Annotated in this window: 12 protein-coding genes; 4 read left to right on the top strand and 8 right to left on the bottom strand. The window is 65.9% G+C overall.

What is annotated here, in order from left to right; translation table 11 throughout:
• Positions 1 to 11: 11 nt before the first annotated feature.
• From aceF to msrA, 3 genes are all read left to right on the top strand, one after another.
• On the top strand, positions 12 to 1,652 hold the full coding sequence (gene aceF / locus JFY56_RS23565; RefSeq protein WP_208316708.1) for a dihydrolipoyllysine-residue acetyltransferase: 1,641 nt from the start codon (positions 12 to 14) through the stop codon (positions 1,650 to 1,652).
• A gap of 357 nt (positions 1,653 to 2,009) precedes the next feature.
• Entirely contained in the window at positions 2,010 to 4,709 is a 2,700-nt protein-coding gene (locus JFY56_RS23560; protein WP_208316707.1) for a sensor domain-containing protein, read from the top strand.
• Positions 4,710 to 4,792: 83 nt separating this feature from the next.
• Positions 4,793 to 5,440, top strand: a complete 648-nt coding sequence (gene msrA / locus JFY56_RS23555; RefSeq protein ID WP_208316706.1) for a peptide-methionine (S)-S-oxide reductase MsrA — start codon at positions 4,793 to 4,795, stop codon at positions 5,438 to 5,440.
• A 20-nt stretch (positions 5,441 to 5,460) separates the two neighbouring features.
• On the opposite strand, the gene JFY56_RS23550 is transcribed toward msrA, so the two are convergent.
• The 8 genes from JFY56_RS23550 to JFY56_RS23515 all read right to left on the bottom strand — a co-directional run bounded on the left by JFY56_RS23550 (position 5,461) and on the right by JFY56_RS23515 (position 13,750).
• The gene (locus JFY56_RS23550; RefSeq protein WP_208316705.1) at positions 5,461 to 6,258 is read right to left on the bottom strand and encodes a class I SAM-dependent methyltransferase; all 798 of its coding nucleotides are present in this window, start codon (positions 6,256 to 6,258) and stop codon (positions 5,461 to 5,463) included.
• Positions 6,245 to 7,024: an ABC transporter ATP-binding protein gene (locus JFY56_RS23545; protein ID WP_208316704.1), complete on the bottom strand. Its 780-nt coding sequence runs from the start codon at positions 7,022 to 7,024 to the stop codon at positions 6,245 to 6,247. The genes JFY56_RS23550 and JFY56_RS23545 overlap by 14 nt, the downstream gene beginning before the upstream one ends.
• Positions 7,021 to 8,001: a FecCD family ABC transporter permease gene (locus tag JFY56_RS23540; RefSeq protein WP_208316703.1), complete on the bottom strand. Its 981-nt coding sequence runs from the start codon at positions 7,999 to 8,001 to the stop codon at positions 7,021 to 7,023. Before JFY56_RS23540 ends, JFY56_RS23545 begins: the two co-directional genes overlap by 4 nt.
• 38 nt (positions 8,002 to 8,039) lie before the next feature.
• Positions 8,040 to 9,065, bottom strand: coding sequence for an ABC transporter substrate-binding protein (locus JFY56_RS23535; RefSeq protein ID WP_208316702.1), 1,026 nt, complete (start codon positions 9,063 to 9,065; stop codon positions 8,040 to 8,042).
• Positions 9,066 to 9,097: 32 nt separating this feature from the next.
• Positions 9,098 to 9,628: a DUF2478 domain-containing protein gene (locus JFY56_RS23530; RefSeq protein ID WP_208316701.1), complete on the bottom strand. Its 531-nt coding sequence runs from the start codon at positions 9,626 to 9,628 to the stop codon at positions 9,098 to 9,100.
• 182 nt (positions 9,629 to 9,810) lie between these two features.
• Positions 9,811 to 11,736, bottom strand: a complete 1,926-nt coding sequence (locus tag JFY56_RS23525) for a TonB-dependent receptor plug domain-containing protein (protein WP_236033074.1) — start codon at positions 11,734 to 11,736, stop codon at positions 9,811 to 9,813.
• A gap of 137 nt (positions 11,737 to 11,873) precedes the next feature.
• Positions 11,874 to 12,689 (bottom strand): DUF364 domain-containing protein, encoded by an 816-nt coding sequence (locus JFY56_RS23520; protein WP_208316699.1) that lies wholly within the window; start codon positions 12,687 to 12,689, stop codon positions 11,874 to 11,876.
• Positions 12,690 to 12,904: 215 nt separating this feature from the next.
• Positions 12,905 to 13,750 carry a 23S rRNA (adenine(2030)-N(6))-methyltransferase RlmJ gene (locus JFY56_RS23515; protein WP_208316698.1) on the bottom strand — a complete coding sequence of 282 codons (846 nt, stop codon included), beginning with the start codon at positions 13,748 to 13,750 and terminating at the stop codon, positions 12,905 to 12,907.
• Between the two features lie 135 nt (positions 13,751 to 13,885).
• Between JFY56_RS23515 and JFY56_RS23510 the strand changes: the two genes are divergently transcribed.
• Positions 13,886 to 15,703: an acyl-CoA dehydrogenase gene (locus JFY56_RS23510; RefSeq protein ID WP_208316697.1), complete on the top strand. Its 1,818-nt coding sequence runs from the start codon at positions 13,886 to 13,888 to the stop codon at positions 15,701 to 15,703.
• Positions 15,704 to 16,124 lie beyond the last annotated feature (421 nt).

Here is a 16,124-nt window from a genome sequence, read left to right as displayed (position 1 = left end):
GGAGAGGCACGATGAGTGAGTTGATTCGCGTACCCGATATCGGCAGCGGCGAAGGTGAAGTGATCGAACTGCTGGTCAAGGTCGGCGACAAGGTCGAGGCTGACCAGAGCCTGCTGACCCTGGAGTCGGACAAGGCCAGCATGGAAATCCCCAGCCCGAAGGCCGGGGTCATCAAGAGCATCAAGGTCAAGCTCGGCGACAAGCTGAAGGAAGGCGACGAAATCCTCGAGCTGGAAGCCGAGGGTGGCGCCGCTGCCGCCGAAGCGCCGGCTGCCAAGGCCGAAGCGCCGGCACCGGCTCCGGCTGCCGCAGCGCCTGCGCCAGCCCCGCAGGCTGCGGCCCCCGCTCCGGCGGCGGCTGCCAGCGTGCAGGACATCCACGTTCCGGACATCGGCTCGGCTGGCAAGGCCAGCGTCATCGAAGTGATGGTCCAGGCCGGCGACACGGTGGAAGCCGACCAGTCGCTGATCACCCTGGAGTCGGACAAGGCGAGCATGGAAATCCCCTCGCCGGCCGCCGGCGTGGTGGAAAGCGTGTCGGTCAAGATCGGTGACGAAGTCGGCACCGGCGACCTGATCCTCAAGCTCAAGGTGGCCGGCGCTGCTGCTCCGGCTGCCGTGGAACAACCGGCTGCCGCTCCGGCGTCTGCCGCTGCAGCGCCCGCCCCGGCTACGCAAGCCGCTGCCCCGGCACCTGCTGCCACCCCGGCTCCGGTCGGCGCGCCCAGCCGCGACGGCGCCAAGGTCCATGCAGGTCCGGCAGTGCGCATGCTGGCCCGTGAGTTCGGCGTCGAGCTCGGCGCGGTCCCGGGTACCGGTCCGAAAGGCCGTATCCTCAAGGAAGACGTGCAGGTCTACGTCAAGGCGATGATGCAGAAGGCCAAGGAAGCGCCGGCCGCCGGTGCTACCGGTGGCGCGGGCATCCCGCCGGTGCCGGAAGTCGACTTCAGCCGCTTCGGCGAGGTCGAGGAAGTGGCGATGACCCGCCTGATGCAGGTCGGCGCCGCCAACCTGCATCGCAGCTGGCTGAACGTGCCGCACGTGACCCAGTTCGACAACGCCGACATCACCGAGGTGGAAGCCTTCCGCGCTGCGCAGAAGGCCGCTGCCGAGAAGGCTGGCGTCAAGCTGACCGTGCTGCCGATCCTGCTCAAGGCCTGCGCCCATGTGCTGAAGGAAATGCCGGACTTCAACAGCTCCCTGGCCCCCAGCGGCAAGGCGCTGATCCGCAAGAAGTATGTGCACCTCGGCTTTGCCGTGGACACTCCGGACGGCCTGCTGGTGCCGGTGATCCGCAACGTCGACCAGAAGAGCCTGCTGCAACTGGCCGCCGAAGCCGCCGAACTGGCGGAGAAGGCACGGACCAAGAAGCTCTCGGCCGACGCCATGCAGGGCGCCTGCTTCACCATCTCCAGCCTCGGCCACATTGGCGGCACCGGCTTCACGCCGATCGTCAATGCGCCGGAAGTGGCGATCCTCGGCGTGTCCAAGGCGACCATGCAGCCGGTATGGGACGGCAAGGGCTTCCAGCCGCGCCTGATGCTGCCGCTGTCGCTGTCCTACGACCACCGGGTAATCAACGGCGCCGCCGCCGCACGCTTCACCAAGCGTCTCGGCGACCTGCTCGGCGACATCCGCGCCCTGCTGCTGTAGGCACTACCCTCGCGGCGCCCACCCGGCGCCGCGCACTCTCTCTGACGAGCACGCCACGCTCGTTCTCTCCAACCCCGCCGGATGGCGGGGTATTTTTTTGCGTGCCCGTTCCGTAGGGCGGGTGAAACCCGCCATGACGCCTCCGGTTTGGCGGGTTGCACCCACACTACCTCCCCGCGAAAAACCTCTTTTCTGCGCTTGAAAATTCTTTGCCGCAGAAGGCCGTCGCACGGCCCCATTCCATCTTTCCGACAGCCGACAAACCCCTTACTTGTCAGACCATTCCACATCATGCACCCTTGCCTCAACCATGGAAGCAGGCCGAGGCAGACCCCTCCGCCCAGGAACCCGTCGCGAATGAAGAATCATCCGGATGCCGTCAACCGGACGGCTACCGAGGTTGTCACGCAGTTACCCATCCCCTCGCGACTGGGGATGCTGCGCTTCGAGCGGTTGAACGAACACAGCTGGACCATGCTGTTCCTCGATCCCGGCTGCGAGCGCCTGTTCGGCGTGTCCGCGCCGGAGCTCTGCGACTTCGTCGAAACCCCGTTCGCCAGCCTGATGGAACCCGAGGCCCGGCATCGCCTGCACGAACAGATCCAGCAACAGTTGCTGCAGAACGGCCGCTACCGGGTCAGCTACAACCTGCACAGCCCGAACGGTCGCCTGCACCTGCTGGAGTTCGGCGAGGCCTTCCAGCGCAATGGCCGGCAGTTGCTGCACGGCTACCTGCTGCAGGACGAACCGGCGGCGGCCGACGAGACCCGTCTGCTCGATCTGGAAGAACAGAACGCCCGCCTGCAGCAGGCGCTGGAGCTGTACCAGCGCGGCCAGGACGAGCATCTGCAGCATCTGGTGCGCTCGCGCACCCAGCAGAACCTGATCGTGCGCCTGGCGCGGCACCGCTACCGCTCGGACGATCCGCTGCTGGAAGCCGCCCGCCTGATCGCCCAGGCCGCCTGCGAAACCTATGCGGTGGCGCGCGCCGGCATCTGGCGCCTGCATGCCGGCAACCGCCTGGAGTCCGTGATCGTCTATTGCCGCGAGAGCGGCGCGTACGAAAAACCACCTGACATCGACGCCGACCAGTTCCCCTACTACCTCGAAGCACTCAACAGCGGTCGCGCCATCGACGCGCACGACGCACAGCACGACCCGCGCACCCGCGAGCTGGCCAGCCAGTATCTGCGCCCCCGGGACATCGGTTCGCTGCTCGACGCCAGCATCCGCGTCGGCGGCGAAGTGGTCGGTGTGCTCTGCCTGGAGCACACCGGCGGCGAGCGCCAGTGGCGCAGCGACGAAGTGGCGTTCGCCGGCGAGCTGGCCGACCAGTACGCCCACGTCCTGATGAACCACGAGCGGCGCAGCGCCTCCAGCGCCCTGCACCTGTTCCAGCGGGCCATCGAACAGAGCGCCAGCGCCTTCCTGCTGATCGACCGCGACGGCCGGGTGGAATACGTCAATCCCAGCTTCACCGCCATCACCCAGTACGCCGCCGAGGAAGTCCGCGGCCATGCCCTGGCGGAGCTGCCGGCGCTGGTCGACATCGGCGAGCTGCTGCGCGAGGCGCGCACCACCCTGGCCACCCAGAACAGCTGGCAGGGCGAGTTCCGCAGCCGGCGCAAGGACCTCGACCCGTACTGGGCGCAGCTCTCGCTGACCAAGGTCTGCGCGGAGAACGGCGAGCCGACCCACTACATCGGCATCTACGAAGACATCACGCGCAGCAAACTGACCCAGCAGCACATCGAGAAGCTCGCCTACCGCGACAACCTTACCGGCCTGGCCAACCGCAACTTCTTCATCAACGCCCTCACCGAGCGCCTGCACAGCGGCGGCGAGCGGCCGCTGAGCCTGCTGCTGGTGGATATCGACAACTTCAAGCGGATCAACGACAGCCTCGGCCACCAGACCGGCGACAAGCTGCTCACCCGCCTGGCCCGCCGCCTGAGCGGCAGCCTCGGCGACAGCGTCACCCTGGCCCGCTTCGCCAGCAACGAATTCGCCGTGTTCTTGGACGAGTCGAGCCAGCGGCGCGGCGAACACGTCGCCGAGCAGATCCTCGACATCCTCAACAAGCCGCTGTTCGTCGATAACCAGCTGATCAACATCACCGGTTCCATCGGACTGGCCTGCGCGCCGCGCGACGGTCGCGATCCGCACACGCTGCTGAAGAACGCCGGCCTGGCGCTGCACAAGGCCAAGGCCAACGGCAAGGACCGCCTGCAGACCTTCACCGAGGAACTAACCGCCGAGGCCAGCTACAAGCTGTTCGTCGAGAGCAACCTGCGCCGCGCCCTGGCCCAGGACGAACTGGCCGTGCACTACCAGCCCAAGCTGTGCCTGCGCAGCGGCCAGCTGCTCGGCCTGGAAGCCCTGCTGCGCTGGCAGCACCCGGTGAAAGGCATGATCGGCCCGGAGCAGTTCATCAGCGTGGCGGAGGAAACCGGGCTGATCGTGCAGATCGGCCTGTGGGTGATCCGCCAGGCCTGCCGCCAGGTCCGTACGCTCGCCAGCGAGGGGCTCGGCTACCTGCGCATCGCGATCAACCTGTCGCCCCGGCAGTTCGGCGACCCCGAACTGGTCGACGCCATCGCCGCGATCCTCGTCGAAGAGCGCATTTCCGCCGGACAACTGGAACTGGAGCTGACCGAAAGCCTGCTGCTGGATGCCACCGACGATACCCGCCAGCAACTGGAGCGCCTGAAGAAACTGGGGCTGAGCCTGGCGATGGACGACTTCGGCACTGGCTATTCGTCGCTGAGCTACCTGAAGAAATTCCCCATCGACGTGATCAAGATCGATCGCAGCTTCATCAAGGACATCCCGGACAACCAGGACGACATGGAGATCACCTCGGCGGTGATCGCCATGGCCCACAACCTCAAGCTGCAGGTGGTCGCCGAAGGTGTCGAGACGGCCGCGCAGTTGGCCTTCCTGCGGCGCAACCGCTGCGATATCGGCCAGGGCTTCCTGTTTGACAAGCCGATCCCCGCCGACGAACTGGCCACCCGCCTGCAGCGCTACCCGTCACGCAGCAGCGTAAAAGCCTGACAGAATCGAAGCGTCGCCAGGCCGGGAAAAACCTGTAATCTCTGCGGTCCACCGGAGTATTTTTCGCAGAGGAGACGAATGCCATGGTCCTGCGCTCGCAAATACTGACCCAAAAGCTGGAACTGCCCAGCGCCGCCCAGGCCCTGCCGGGCCGGGAAAGCCCGATGCCGGTACCGGAAGCGCATTACGTCAACGGCCGGCCGCTGGAGGCGCCGTTCCCCGCCGGCCTGCAGCAGATCGTCCTCGGCCTCGGCTGCTTCTGGGGCGCCGAGCGGCGCTTCTGGCAACAGCCGGGAGTGTGGGTCACCGCGGTCGGCTACGCCGGCGGCCTGACGCCGAACCCGACCTACGACGAAGTCTGCTCCGGCCTGACCGGGCACACCGAAGTCGTGCTGGTGGTCTACGACCCGCGCGAAACCAGCATCGAGCAGTTGCTCAAGGTGTTCTGGGAATCCCACGACCCGACCCAGGGCATGCGCCAGGGTGGCGACACCGGCACCCAGTACCGCTCGGCGATCTACTGGTTCGACCACGCCCAGAAGGCCGCCATCGACGCCAGCCACGCGGCCTTCCAGGCCGAACTGGCACGCAATGGCTACGGTGCGATCACCACGGAAATCCGCGAAGTGCCGCCGTTCTACTACGCCGAGGCGTATCACCAGCAGTACCTGGCGAAGAATCCCAACGGTTACTGCGGCCTGGGCGGCACCGGGGTCTGCCTGCCGGCATAGCCGGCGGGAGATGACATCGCTCAGCCCGGGATATCCCAACTGACGAAAGCCCAGCGCATCGGCGCACCACCGCGCCGGGTGCGTTCAGGGTCGGCGGCAAACCAGGCCTGAAGGGCTGCCCGCTCGTCGTCGGAGAGGCTCCCGAACGACCAGGCAATCTTGTCGGCGAACTCCTCGAAACGGCTGCAACCGGCCAGTCGGCTGGGCGTCTGGATATAGTCCAGGCGAGGATGGATGCCCCGCCGGTGCAGCAGATTGATCGTATAGATGTAGTCGGGAAACGCTGGCGGAAGCTCGCGCCCCAGCACAGAGGCGATCTCGCTGTCGATGAAGCGCCCGCCGACCAGTTGGGTCAGATAGACGCGCAGGCGGGCATGGCGATTGATCCTGTCGAGGATCGCATCCAGATCGGCGACCATGGCCGAACGCGAGGCCACCAGGATGTCGCAGACCGGCACGTCGCTCCAGTCGTCCTCCCAGGCGCGCAGGATCGGCTGCACGTTGTCCAGTTCGAGTTGGCGGGCGTTGTCCTCCAGGCATTCGAGCATCGCCGGACTGTAGTCCAGGCCATAGACCCGCTCCAGGCGCCCGGCCAGCGGCAGGCAGATGGCCCCGGGGCCGCAGCCGACATCCAGCAGGCTGCGGGCTCCCGTGAGATCCATACGCCCGATGAAGGCTTCGCTGTAGGGGCCGCCCAGGCTCTTGCGGCTCATCTCCCTGGCTCGCCTGTCCCAGGCGCCGGCTGGCTTGGGCTGGTGCGCGGCAAGCCGCATTTGCTGGCGGTAGCGTTCGGCGAAGTCGATATCATCCAGGCTCATGGCCACTCCCGCGGATCAATCCGGAAAACAGTTGCAATTGGGTGCGGATCTGCTGCGCCGGCAGGTCATACAGCCAGGCCAGACGCTCCACGCTGAGCGCATCCCCGCAATGGAAAAGGCCACCCTGCTTGAACAGCGCAATACGGTCGGCCACACGTAAGGCATGCTCCGGCTGGTGAGTGCAAAGCAGGATACCCAGCCCCTGTCCGCGCAGCGCCTGGATATGCTCCAGCACGCGGATCTGGTTGCCGAAATCCAGGCTGGCGGTGGGCTCATCCAGCACCAGAAGGGATGGCTCCTGTGCCAGCGCGCGGGAGATCAGCACCAGTTGCTGTTCTCCGCCGCTCAGGGTGGTGTAGATACGTTGCCGCAGGTGCACGATGCCGAGTCGTTCCAGGCAGGCATGTGCCACGTCCCGATCATGCGGCGAAGGACTGGAGAAAGCCCCGAGGTGCGCACTGCGCCCCAGCAGGACCATTTCCTCGACGCTGAACGGAAAGCCCCGGTCCTGGGCCTGCGGCACATAGCCGATGCGCCCGGCCAGCGTTCGCCGGGACCACTGCGGCAACGGCCGCCCGTCCAGCAGGACAGTACCGGCCCGGGGAGCCAGCAGGCCGAGCAGGGTCTTGAACAAGGTGGACTTGCCGCTGCCGTTGGGCCCCAGCAGGCAGAGCACTTCGCCACGCTCCAGGTGCAGATCCATGCCCTGGCCAAGTAGCCGGCCGGGGTAGCCGATAGCCAGTTGCCGCGCTTCCAGCCGGCTCATGCGCTGCGCCCGCCACGCGCCAGCAGCACCAGGAAGAAGGGTGCGCCGACCAGCGCGGTGAGAATGCCCAGCGGCAGCTCCATGGTCGTCACGGTACGCGCCAGGGTATCGGTGAGCAGCAGGAAGCCACCTCCCAGCAACAGGCTGGCGGGCAGCAGACGGGAAAACTCGGCGCCGACCAGCAGTCGCGCCATATGCGGCACGACCAGTCCGATCCAGCCAATGATGCCCGTGATGGACACGGCGCTGGCGGTCATCAGGGTGGCCGCCACTATCAGCAGACGGCGGGTACGAACGATATTCAGGCCCAGCGCGGCGGCCTCTTCGTCGCTCAGGCTGAGCAGGTTGATGCGCCAGCGCAGCAGGACCAGCGGCAGCATGCCGAGCAGCATGAGCGGCGCAGCGCCCAGCAGGTCCTCCCGGCTGACGCCATTGAGGCCGCCCAGCAGCCAGAAGGTAATGCTGGCCAACTGGGTATAGGGATCGGAAAGCACCTTCAGCAGGGAAATCCCCGCCCCCAGCAGCGCCGACAGCGCCACCCCGGCGAGCACCAGGACCAGTACCGGATCATGCCGCCTGACCCGGCTTGCGAGCAGATAGACCAGGGCCACGGCCAGCAAGCCGCCGCAGAAGGCCGACAACTGCACCCATGGCAACGACAGGCCAAGGAAGATGGCGAGGACCGCGCCCAACCCGGCACCAGCCGAAACGCCGAGGATATCGGGCGACACCAGCGGATTGCGGAACATGCTCTGGTACGCGGCCCCGGCCGCGGACAGGCTGGCGCCAACCGCCAGGGCAGCGAGAATGCGCGGCAGACGGAGGTTCCACAACACGGTCTCGATCTGCTCGGGTACGTCCCCGGGATCGCCGCCAAGGTGCGCGGCCAGCGACTGCCAGAGATCGGCGGGGTGCAGCGGATACTTGCCGGCCAGCAGGGCGATGAGCAGGCAGGCCAGCAGCGCGCCCGTCAGCATGACCCAGATACCGGTATGGCTGGTTGCCTGAGAGGGCCTCATTGCAGCGCCCCGAAAGCTGTCCCGGGAACGGCCGCGTACGGGTTGTTCGGGTGGCTGGAGAGCAACTGGCGAATCTGCATTTCGCTGGGCTCCATGGAGTAGAACAGCGAGAAGAACTCCCGAACGCGCTGTGGTAGCGCTGCCACCTGGCTCGGGTCGGTCAGGGCCAGCAACCATTCCAGGCCGAGCAGGCGATTGAGCCCGGGAGGACCATCCAGCCAGCCGAAGGGGAGCGCCGGTGCCCGGTAAACGCGGTTGGCGCGCACAGCCGGCAAGTTCCGCCAAAGCGCGGATTGGCGAATGTACTGCTGCAATCCGGCATCCTGGCAGAGCACGATATCTGGCTGCCAATCCAGCAACTGCTCCAGCGAAACCCGCGCCAGGCCGCCGGAGCCAAGCCGCGCGGCGACATTCTCCAGGCCGGCCAGCTCGACCGCCTCGCTATGGATGGAACCGCCAAGGCCGGTTTCCAGCCCATCCGGGCCCCGTGCCAGGTAAACCGTACCGAGACGATGCGAGCCATTCCTGCTGCGCTCCAATATCGCTTGCGCATGGTTTGCCAGCCGCTCGCCACGCGCCTCGACGCCAAACCGCGCGGAAGCTTCACGCAACAACAACGGCGAGTCCGCCAGACGGCCCGCGAAGCTCACGCAGGGAATCCCGGTCTGCTCGCTGGCCCTGGCGTTCGCTGAGCGAAAGGTGGCGTCGGCCGTACCGGCATCGACGATCAGATCCGGCGCCAGCCTGACCAGGGTCTCCATGGAGATGGTGCTGGCACGGCCGGCCAGACCGCCCAGCACGGGCAGATCCCGTTGCGCCGGGGCGATCAGGGAACGTTTTTCCTCCGTCAATGGCCATGGCCAGCCGAGCAGCTTGTCCGGAGCCAGGCAATAGACCAGCACCGCGGCGGGAGGTCCGGCGGCAAAGATCCGCCGCACCCGTCCCGCAGCGGGCTGCTGTCCGAAGACGGCAGCCAGGGAGCCATCGCCAGCCTGCAGCAATCCAGGCAGCAGCCAGGGCATGCAACCCAGTGCCTGCAGAAATTGTCGACGCCTCATGCCAGCGGCTCCCCGGGACGATTGGGCAGAGCGTTGGCCCAGTCGAGCAAGGCGCTTTCCTCGAATGGCAGGATCGCATCCGGAGTGCCGGTGAAGCGCTGCCAATCGGCCTGATATTGCGGGCTTACCAGGGTCAGCAGGGGAATGCCTTCGCTCATCAGGGCCAGCATCTCCTGGGCGAACCCTCGACCGCTGGCTTCCATTGCACCGAAGCGATTGACCAGCACGAGGTCCGGCGATTCCGCGAGCGATCGACGCAAGACCGCGCTGGCCTGCGCAAGACCGCCAGGGTCGAGGCTGCATGCCAGCGAGCCCGGCCCAAGCGGCTGGGATATGGCGTAGCTGTGCCCGTCATGAACATCGCGAATCAGCATCGGCAGACGCCCATCCGGGTCCTTGCCCCGGGTCGTGAGCAAGCCGCGCACACGCCAGCCGGCCAGTTGCAGGCGCTTGCAGAACTGCCAAAGCAGCTCATTGCCTTCGCCCCGACCGGCATGGAGAACGGCGGCGAAAGGGAAACTCGTCATAGGGAACTCTCCTGTCGACCCACGGGATTGCGAGGTGAAGCCGGCTCCAGGACGGGGGTGTGCGCCTCTCTGGAAACGCACGCTGGAGCCGGCATCAACTCACGACTGGCCCGCGCAGGCATCCAGCGGTTTGCTGGATGAGCACAGGCGAGCCACGGACCAGCGCCGCAATCCGGGTACATCTAGAAATCGAAGCTGGCGTTGGCGAACAGGGTACGACCGGGCATGGGGAAGCCCTCGCTGAATTCGTAGTCCTTGTCGCCCAGGTTGCTCACGCCCAGTTCCAACGCCAGATCCGGACGGGGCTTCCATACGCCTTTGGCACCGAGGATGGCGAAGCCGCCAAGGGTCTCGTAGCGCGATGCAGAGGCAGAAGAACTGACCTCCCGGCCCTCTTCCGCATCCAGGGTGGTCTGCAACTCCCAGCGCTCGCTGGGGAACCAGCTCAGATGGGCGAAGAGCTTGTGCGTCGGGGAGTCGGTGAGCGGTATGTCCCGGTCGCTCAGGTTGTCGCGGTCCAGATAAGTGTAGGCGGCGCCCATCTTCCACCGATCCGCCAGCGCCTGCTCAAGGGACAGCTCCAGGCCGCGGTGTCGCGCCTTGCTGATGTTCTGCGCCTGGTTGCACTCCTTCCCGCCGCTGCACGACGAGCCGGGAACGATGGCGCTCTGGATGAGATCGTCAATGCCGCTGTAGAACAGCGCGGCTTCCGCATAGCTGCCGTCCCAGGGCTCCCCACGCAGGCCCAGCTCGGCGTGGCGGGCCTTTTCGGGCTTCAGGTCCGGATTGGGCAAGGCACTGCCCATGCGCGCCGAGTAGCGATCCTTGATCGTCGGCAGGCGTGACTTGCGCGCCACGCTGGCATAGGCCTCCAGGCCTGGGCGCAGGTCGTGCGCCAGCTCGGCCAGGGCATTGGTGGCCTGGGTCGTGCCGGTGGGCCAGTAATAGACCTGGCGGGCCTCGCGCTCCTCATGATCGACGCCCAGGCGCAGGCGCCAATCGCTGGCCAGCTCGATGATGTCCTCGACAGCGGCCGAACGGGTCACGTCGCGGTACTTCTTGTCCGGCGAGCCTTCCGCCTTGTCGACATGCCGGTCGTCCTTGTAATGCAGCGCCAGGTGCAGCTCGTGGCCGTCGAAATGGCGACTGACCAGTTCCACCGCCGAACCGTAGGTCTTGTCGTCGTAGATGCTGCGCGGGCCATCCAGGGTCGTGTAGCTGGCGTCCTTGAACATATCCAGACCGTTCGTGTACTTGTCCGCGTACAGGCGGAACTTCAGGGTCAGCTCATCGTTCAGGTCGGTGGAGCTGAGGAAGTACAGGCTTTCCTTGTCCCAGTAGGGCCACTGCCAGTAGCGGGCACCTTTCCCTCGGCCGGTATAGACCGGGTTGCCTTTCTCGCCCTCCTGCTTGCTGTAGGCGAGCGCATATTCGTCAGTATCGTTGGGCGTGAAACCGATCTTCAGCGAGCCTTTCTTGTCGGTGCGATAGGCGTTCTCCCGACGGTCGTCGGTATCGGTGGGCTTTGGCTTGTGGTCGGTGAAACTGCGGCCCAGGGCGAAGCTGTCGGCGTCCAGGTACGAAGCGCCCAGCTGGAAGTACCACAGCCCCTGGTTGGAGCCCAGGTTGGCGGCCACCTTGCGCTCGCTGCCGGTGGCGGCGCCGATGCGGACATTGCCCTCCAGTTCCCGCGAGGGCTTGCGGGTAACCAGGTTGATCGCGCCGCCCATGATGTTCGGACCATAGAGCAACGAGGCCGCGCCTTTGGCTACGCGGATTTCGGCAAGATCGAAAGTGGTGAAGCGACCGAAGTCCACATAGCCGTCATAGGGCACGTACTGTGGAATGCCATCCAGGAACAGCGGCACCTGGCGGGCATCGAAACCCCGGACATAGACAATGTCCTCATTGCGGCTGTTGCGAGAGAGGTTGACCCCCGGCAGCGTGTTGACCGCGCTGCTGACCGTGTCGCGATTGAACGCGCGCATGGCCTCCTCCCCCATCACTTCTTCGCTGGTCGTCGACATGCGGTCGCCACGGACTACCACGCTGCCCAGTTCGAAAACGCTTTCCTCCGCCAGCGCATCGGGCAGCGAGAGAACAGCCATGCCCGCCACCGTGCCGCCCAACCAGATACTGCGAACGACACTGCGCAAACGGAGCCGGGGAAACGGCAGCGAACCTGAGTACAACATGAGCTAGTCCTTTATAGGGTGACTGATATGTAGATCCGTTACGGGCTCGCTCAAGCCAGCCGCAAAGTGACGCGCTGGGCGAGATCGTCGAAGAAGTGGTAGCCGGAGGCCCCTTCGGTGAGCAGTTCGAGCAGCGCTTGCGGCTGGCGTATGCGAACGCCGCCCAGCAGCGTGACGCCGCGCTTGATGAAGGGACCGGGCAACAGGGGAACGCTGGGACCGACCAGGGCGACCCGCGAGCCGGGGCGGGTCCAGCTCAACAACTGATCGAGGCTGCCGTCGAGGAGCGTGGTGCCCGTAGCGATCACGACATCGGCCCACGGGATCACCCGGTAGGCATCGTCAGCGGGAACGTAATGCCGCAGCTCGCCAGGCTTGAGGGTGGAGGGGTACTTCTCCAGTACGCGAAAGTCCTGCTCGCGCCTGCGCAGCTCGCGCAGATAGGGCGCGAAGGCACCAATCACAACGACCCTGTCGGCCGGCTGCAGGTCCAGCTCGCTGAATATGTCGCCAGCCTCCCTGTACTCGCAGGAGGGAACGCCGTTGCGCCGCCACAGGGTTTCCACCAGGGCGTTGAGCGTGGCCAGGGCCAGCGTGCGGCGCAAGGCAGCGGGATGGTCGAGGTCGTGCAACACGGACCTGATGGGCTTGCCCTTCAGCTTGCCGGCGAACGGCAGGGCTTTCGCCGAACTGGGACAACACACCGCCTCCGGTATCGACTTGATCGGCGTTGCGCACAACCCGGCAGCGCCGTTCTCAAGCTGGACACCGGTAAAGAAGATTCCAACTACCGCCGATTGCAGACGCAGATGCCTCAGTTCGTCCTGCAGCTGAAATTCGAGCTCTGCCCGCAAATCGTTGAGCATGAGATATGGCGCTCCCTGGTATGTCGGGGCGCTATATTCATTGCTATACAGCGATGAGCGAATTGATTGGAATCAAGTTCTTCAAAATATTGGTTGAAGGCTTATGTGCTGCCAGCTATGGCAACAGCCGTAGGTTGGTGCTGAGCGCAGCGAAGCCCAACATCAGGCCCGGCGTGGCGTTGGGCTTCGCGTTGCTCAGCACCAACCTACGTGTTTTACCTTCCGCTCTCTTCGACCAGCCAATCCAGCCGCCAGCTGCCCTCGCTGTGCGCCAGGTTTTCCGCCAGCCACGGCAGCAGACTGCGCAGTTCGTCTTCCAGCGGCCACGGCGGGTTGGCGATGGCCAGGCCGGAGCCGTTCAGGCGGTCGGCGCTGTCGGCGGGGTGGATGAGCAGTTCGGCGCGCAGCAGCTTGGGCGCATCGCTCTTCTGCAGGTTCTGGTAGAAGCGCTTGAGCTGGCGTTCGTCCTTGATCGGGTACCAGATCGCCACAACCGTCTGGCGCATCCGACTGATCGCCTCGTTCAGCGCAGTGACGCAGCGCTCCAGTTCGTCGCCCTGTTCGAACGGCGGGTCGATCAGCATCACCGCGCGCTTCTCCGGCGCCGGCAGGAAGGCGCGCGGCAGCAGCCAGCCGTCGCCCTGGTGCACGGCGATGCGCCGTTCGCCGGCCATGTTGGCCTTGAGCAGGCGGCCGTCTTCCGGGTGCAGTTCGTTGAGCAGCAGGCGATCCTGCGAACGGGTCAGGCGCCGCGCCAGCTCCGGCGAGCCCGGGTAGTAGCGCAGTTCGCCGTCCGGGTTGAGCGCGCACACCACGTCCAGGTAGTCCGCCATCAGCTCCGGCAGGTCGTCGCGATCCCACAGGCGGGCGATGCCCTGCTCCCACTCGCCGGTGCGACTGGCCTCGTCGCCCTGCAGGTCGTAGAGGCCGACGCCGGAATGGCTGTCGAGATAGGCGAACGGCGTGTCCTTGCGCGCCATCAGGGCGAACAGGCGGGCGAGGACGATGTGTTTGAGCATGTCGGCGTGGTTGCCGGCGTGGTAGGCGTGGCGATAGTTCATGGACGGGCTGGCTCCTTGGGCCGCGCATTCTAGCCGCTCGCGCAGGACTTTGACCCCTTATCACGTCGGTTAATGTTGCTGGGCGGGCCGTACCCACCAGCCTAGACTGCGGCGACTACCGTGGAGACCCCAACCATGTCCGAAACCCTGCTCAGCTCCCGCAACCTCGCCTTCGAGCTCTACGAAGTCCTCGACGCCGAAGCGCTCACCCGCCGAGAACGCTTCGCCGACCACAGCCGCGACACGTTCGACGCCGCCATCGCCACCGCCCGTGGCATCGCCGAGGAGCTGTTCGCCCCGCACAACCGCAAGAACGACGAGAACGAGCCCGAGTACGTGGACGGCGCCGCGAAGCTGATCCCGGAGATCAAGCCGGCGCTGGACGCCTTCATCGGCGCCGGTTTCCAGAACGCCACCCGCGATTTCGAGCAGGGCGGCATGCAGTTGCCCAACCTGCTGTCGCGCGCCTGCTTCGCCCACTTCCAGTCGGCCAACATCGCCACCTCGTCCTATCCGCTGCTGACCATGGGCGCGGGCAACCTGATCGAAGCGTTCGGCAGCGACGAGCAGAAGCAGCGCTTCCTGCAGCCGATGATCGACGGCCGCTTCTTCGGCACCATGTGCCTGACCGAACCGCATGCCGGCTCGTCCCTGGCGGACATCCGCACCCGCGCCGAACCGGCCGCCGACGGCAGCTACCGGATCAGGGGCAACAAGATCTTCATCTCCGGCGGCGACCATCCGCTGTCGGAGAACATCGTGCACATGGTGCTGGCCAAGCTGCCGGACGCGCCGGCCGGGGTGAAGGGCATCAGCCTGTTCATCGTGCCGAAGTTCCTGGTCAACGACGACGGCAGCCTCGGCCCGCGCAACGACGTGACCCTGGCCGGGCTGTTCCACAAGATGGGCTGGCGCGGCACCACCTCCACTGCCTTGAATTTCGGCGATAACGGCGGGTGCGTCGGCTACCTGGTGGGCAAGCCGCACCACGGCCTGGCCTACATGTTCCAGATGATGAACGAGGCGCGCATCGGCGTCGGCATGGGCGCGGTGATGCTCGGCTACGCCGGCTACCTGTACTCGCTGGAGTACGCCCGCCAGCGCCCGCAGGGCCGCCTGCCGGACGCCAAGGACCCGGCCTCGGCGCAGGTGTCGATCATTCAGCACACCGACGTGCGGCGCATGCTGCTGACGCAGAAGGCCTACGTCGAGGGCTCCTTCGACCTCGGCCTGTACGCCGCGCGGCTGATGGACGACTGCGAGACGCTGGAAAGCGAGGAAGAACGCAAACAGGCCCATGAACTGCTCGACCTGCTCACCCCGATCGTCAAGTCCTGGCCCTCGGAGTTCTGCCTGAAGGCCAACGAGCTGGCGATCCAGATTCTCGGCGGCCACGGCTACACCCGCGAATACCCGGTGGAGCAGTACTACCGCGACAACCGCCTGAACCCGATCCACGAAGGCACCCACGGCATCCAGTCGCTCGACCTGCTCGGCCGCAAGCTCAGCCAGAACGGCGGCGCCGGCCTCAAGCAACTGACCCGGCTGATCCACACCGCCTGCGATCGCGCCAGCGGCTATCCGGCACTGGACGAACTACGCCAGCCGCTGGAAAAACTCCTGGAGCACCTGTCGGCGGTCACTCTGGGGCTGCTCGGCGACCTGCTGCAGGGCAAGGTCAGCCAGACGCTGGCCAACTCGGCGCTGTACCTCAAGGTGTTCGGCCACCTGGTGATCGGCTGGCGCTGGCTGGAACAGGCGATCCGCGCCGAACAGGGCCTCGTCCGCCTGGAGAAGGAAGGCGGCAACCCGGCCGACGCCGACTTCTATCGCGGCAAGCTGCAGGCGGCGCGTTACTTCCTGACCTGGGAGGTGCCGGGTTGTCACCATGAGCTGGCGCTGCTCGAAAGTCGCGACGAGACCTGTCTCGACATGCAGGATGGGTGGTTCTAGTTCCGCATGTCTTTCCCGCCCCGGCCACGCACCGGGGCTTTTTTGTTCCGGAAAGCCACCATCCCTTGCAGGAGCGCGCCATGCGCGCGATTCGCGGGCATGGCCCGCTCCTACGAAGATGCTCTCGCGTTGCCGGTTCCCTCACCCTAACCCTCTCCCGGAGGGAGAGGGGGCGCGACGGTGTGAGGTGGTACACCATGCCAGCCGGCAACTCCGGACAGTCCCCTCTCCCTGAGGGAGAGGGGGAAGCATCATGACGATGCAAGACAGTTGCTCCTACAGGTATGGCAAGAGCGTAGGGTGGAAAACGGCGAAGCCTTTTCCACCATCAAGCGCGGAATGACGGGGCGGTGGACAAGCTTCGCGTTGTCCACCCTACGAACTTGCGAAGCCCACAACGTTACGCTGACCGCCACCAGAA

This window comes from Pseudomonas schmalbachii (assembly GCF_017589465.1).
In the GTDB taxonomy this organism is placed as follows: domain Bacteria; phylum Pseudomonadota; class Gammaproteobacteria; order Pseudomonadales; family Pseudomonadaceae; genus Pseudomonas; species Pseudomonas schmalbachii.
Note: the sequence above shows the minus strand (reverse complement) of the source record. Positions and strands in the feature narration are given on the sequence as shown.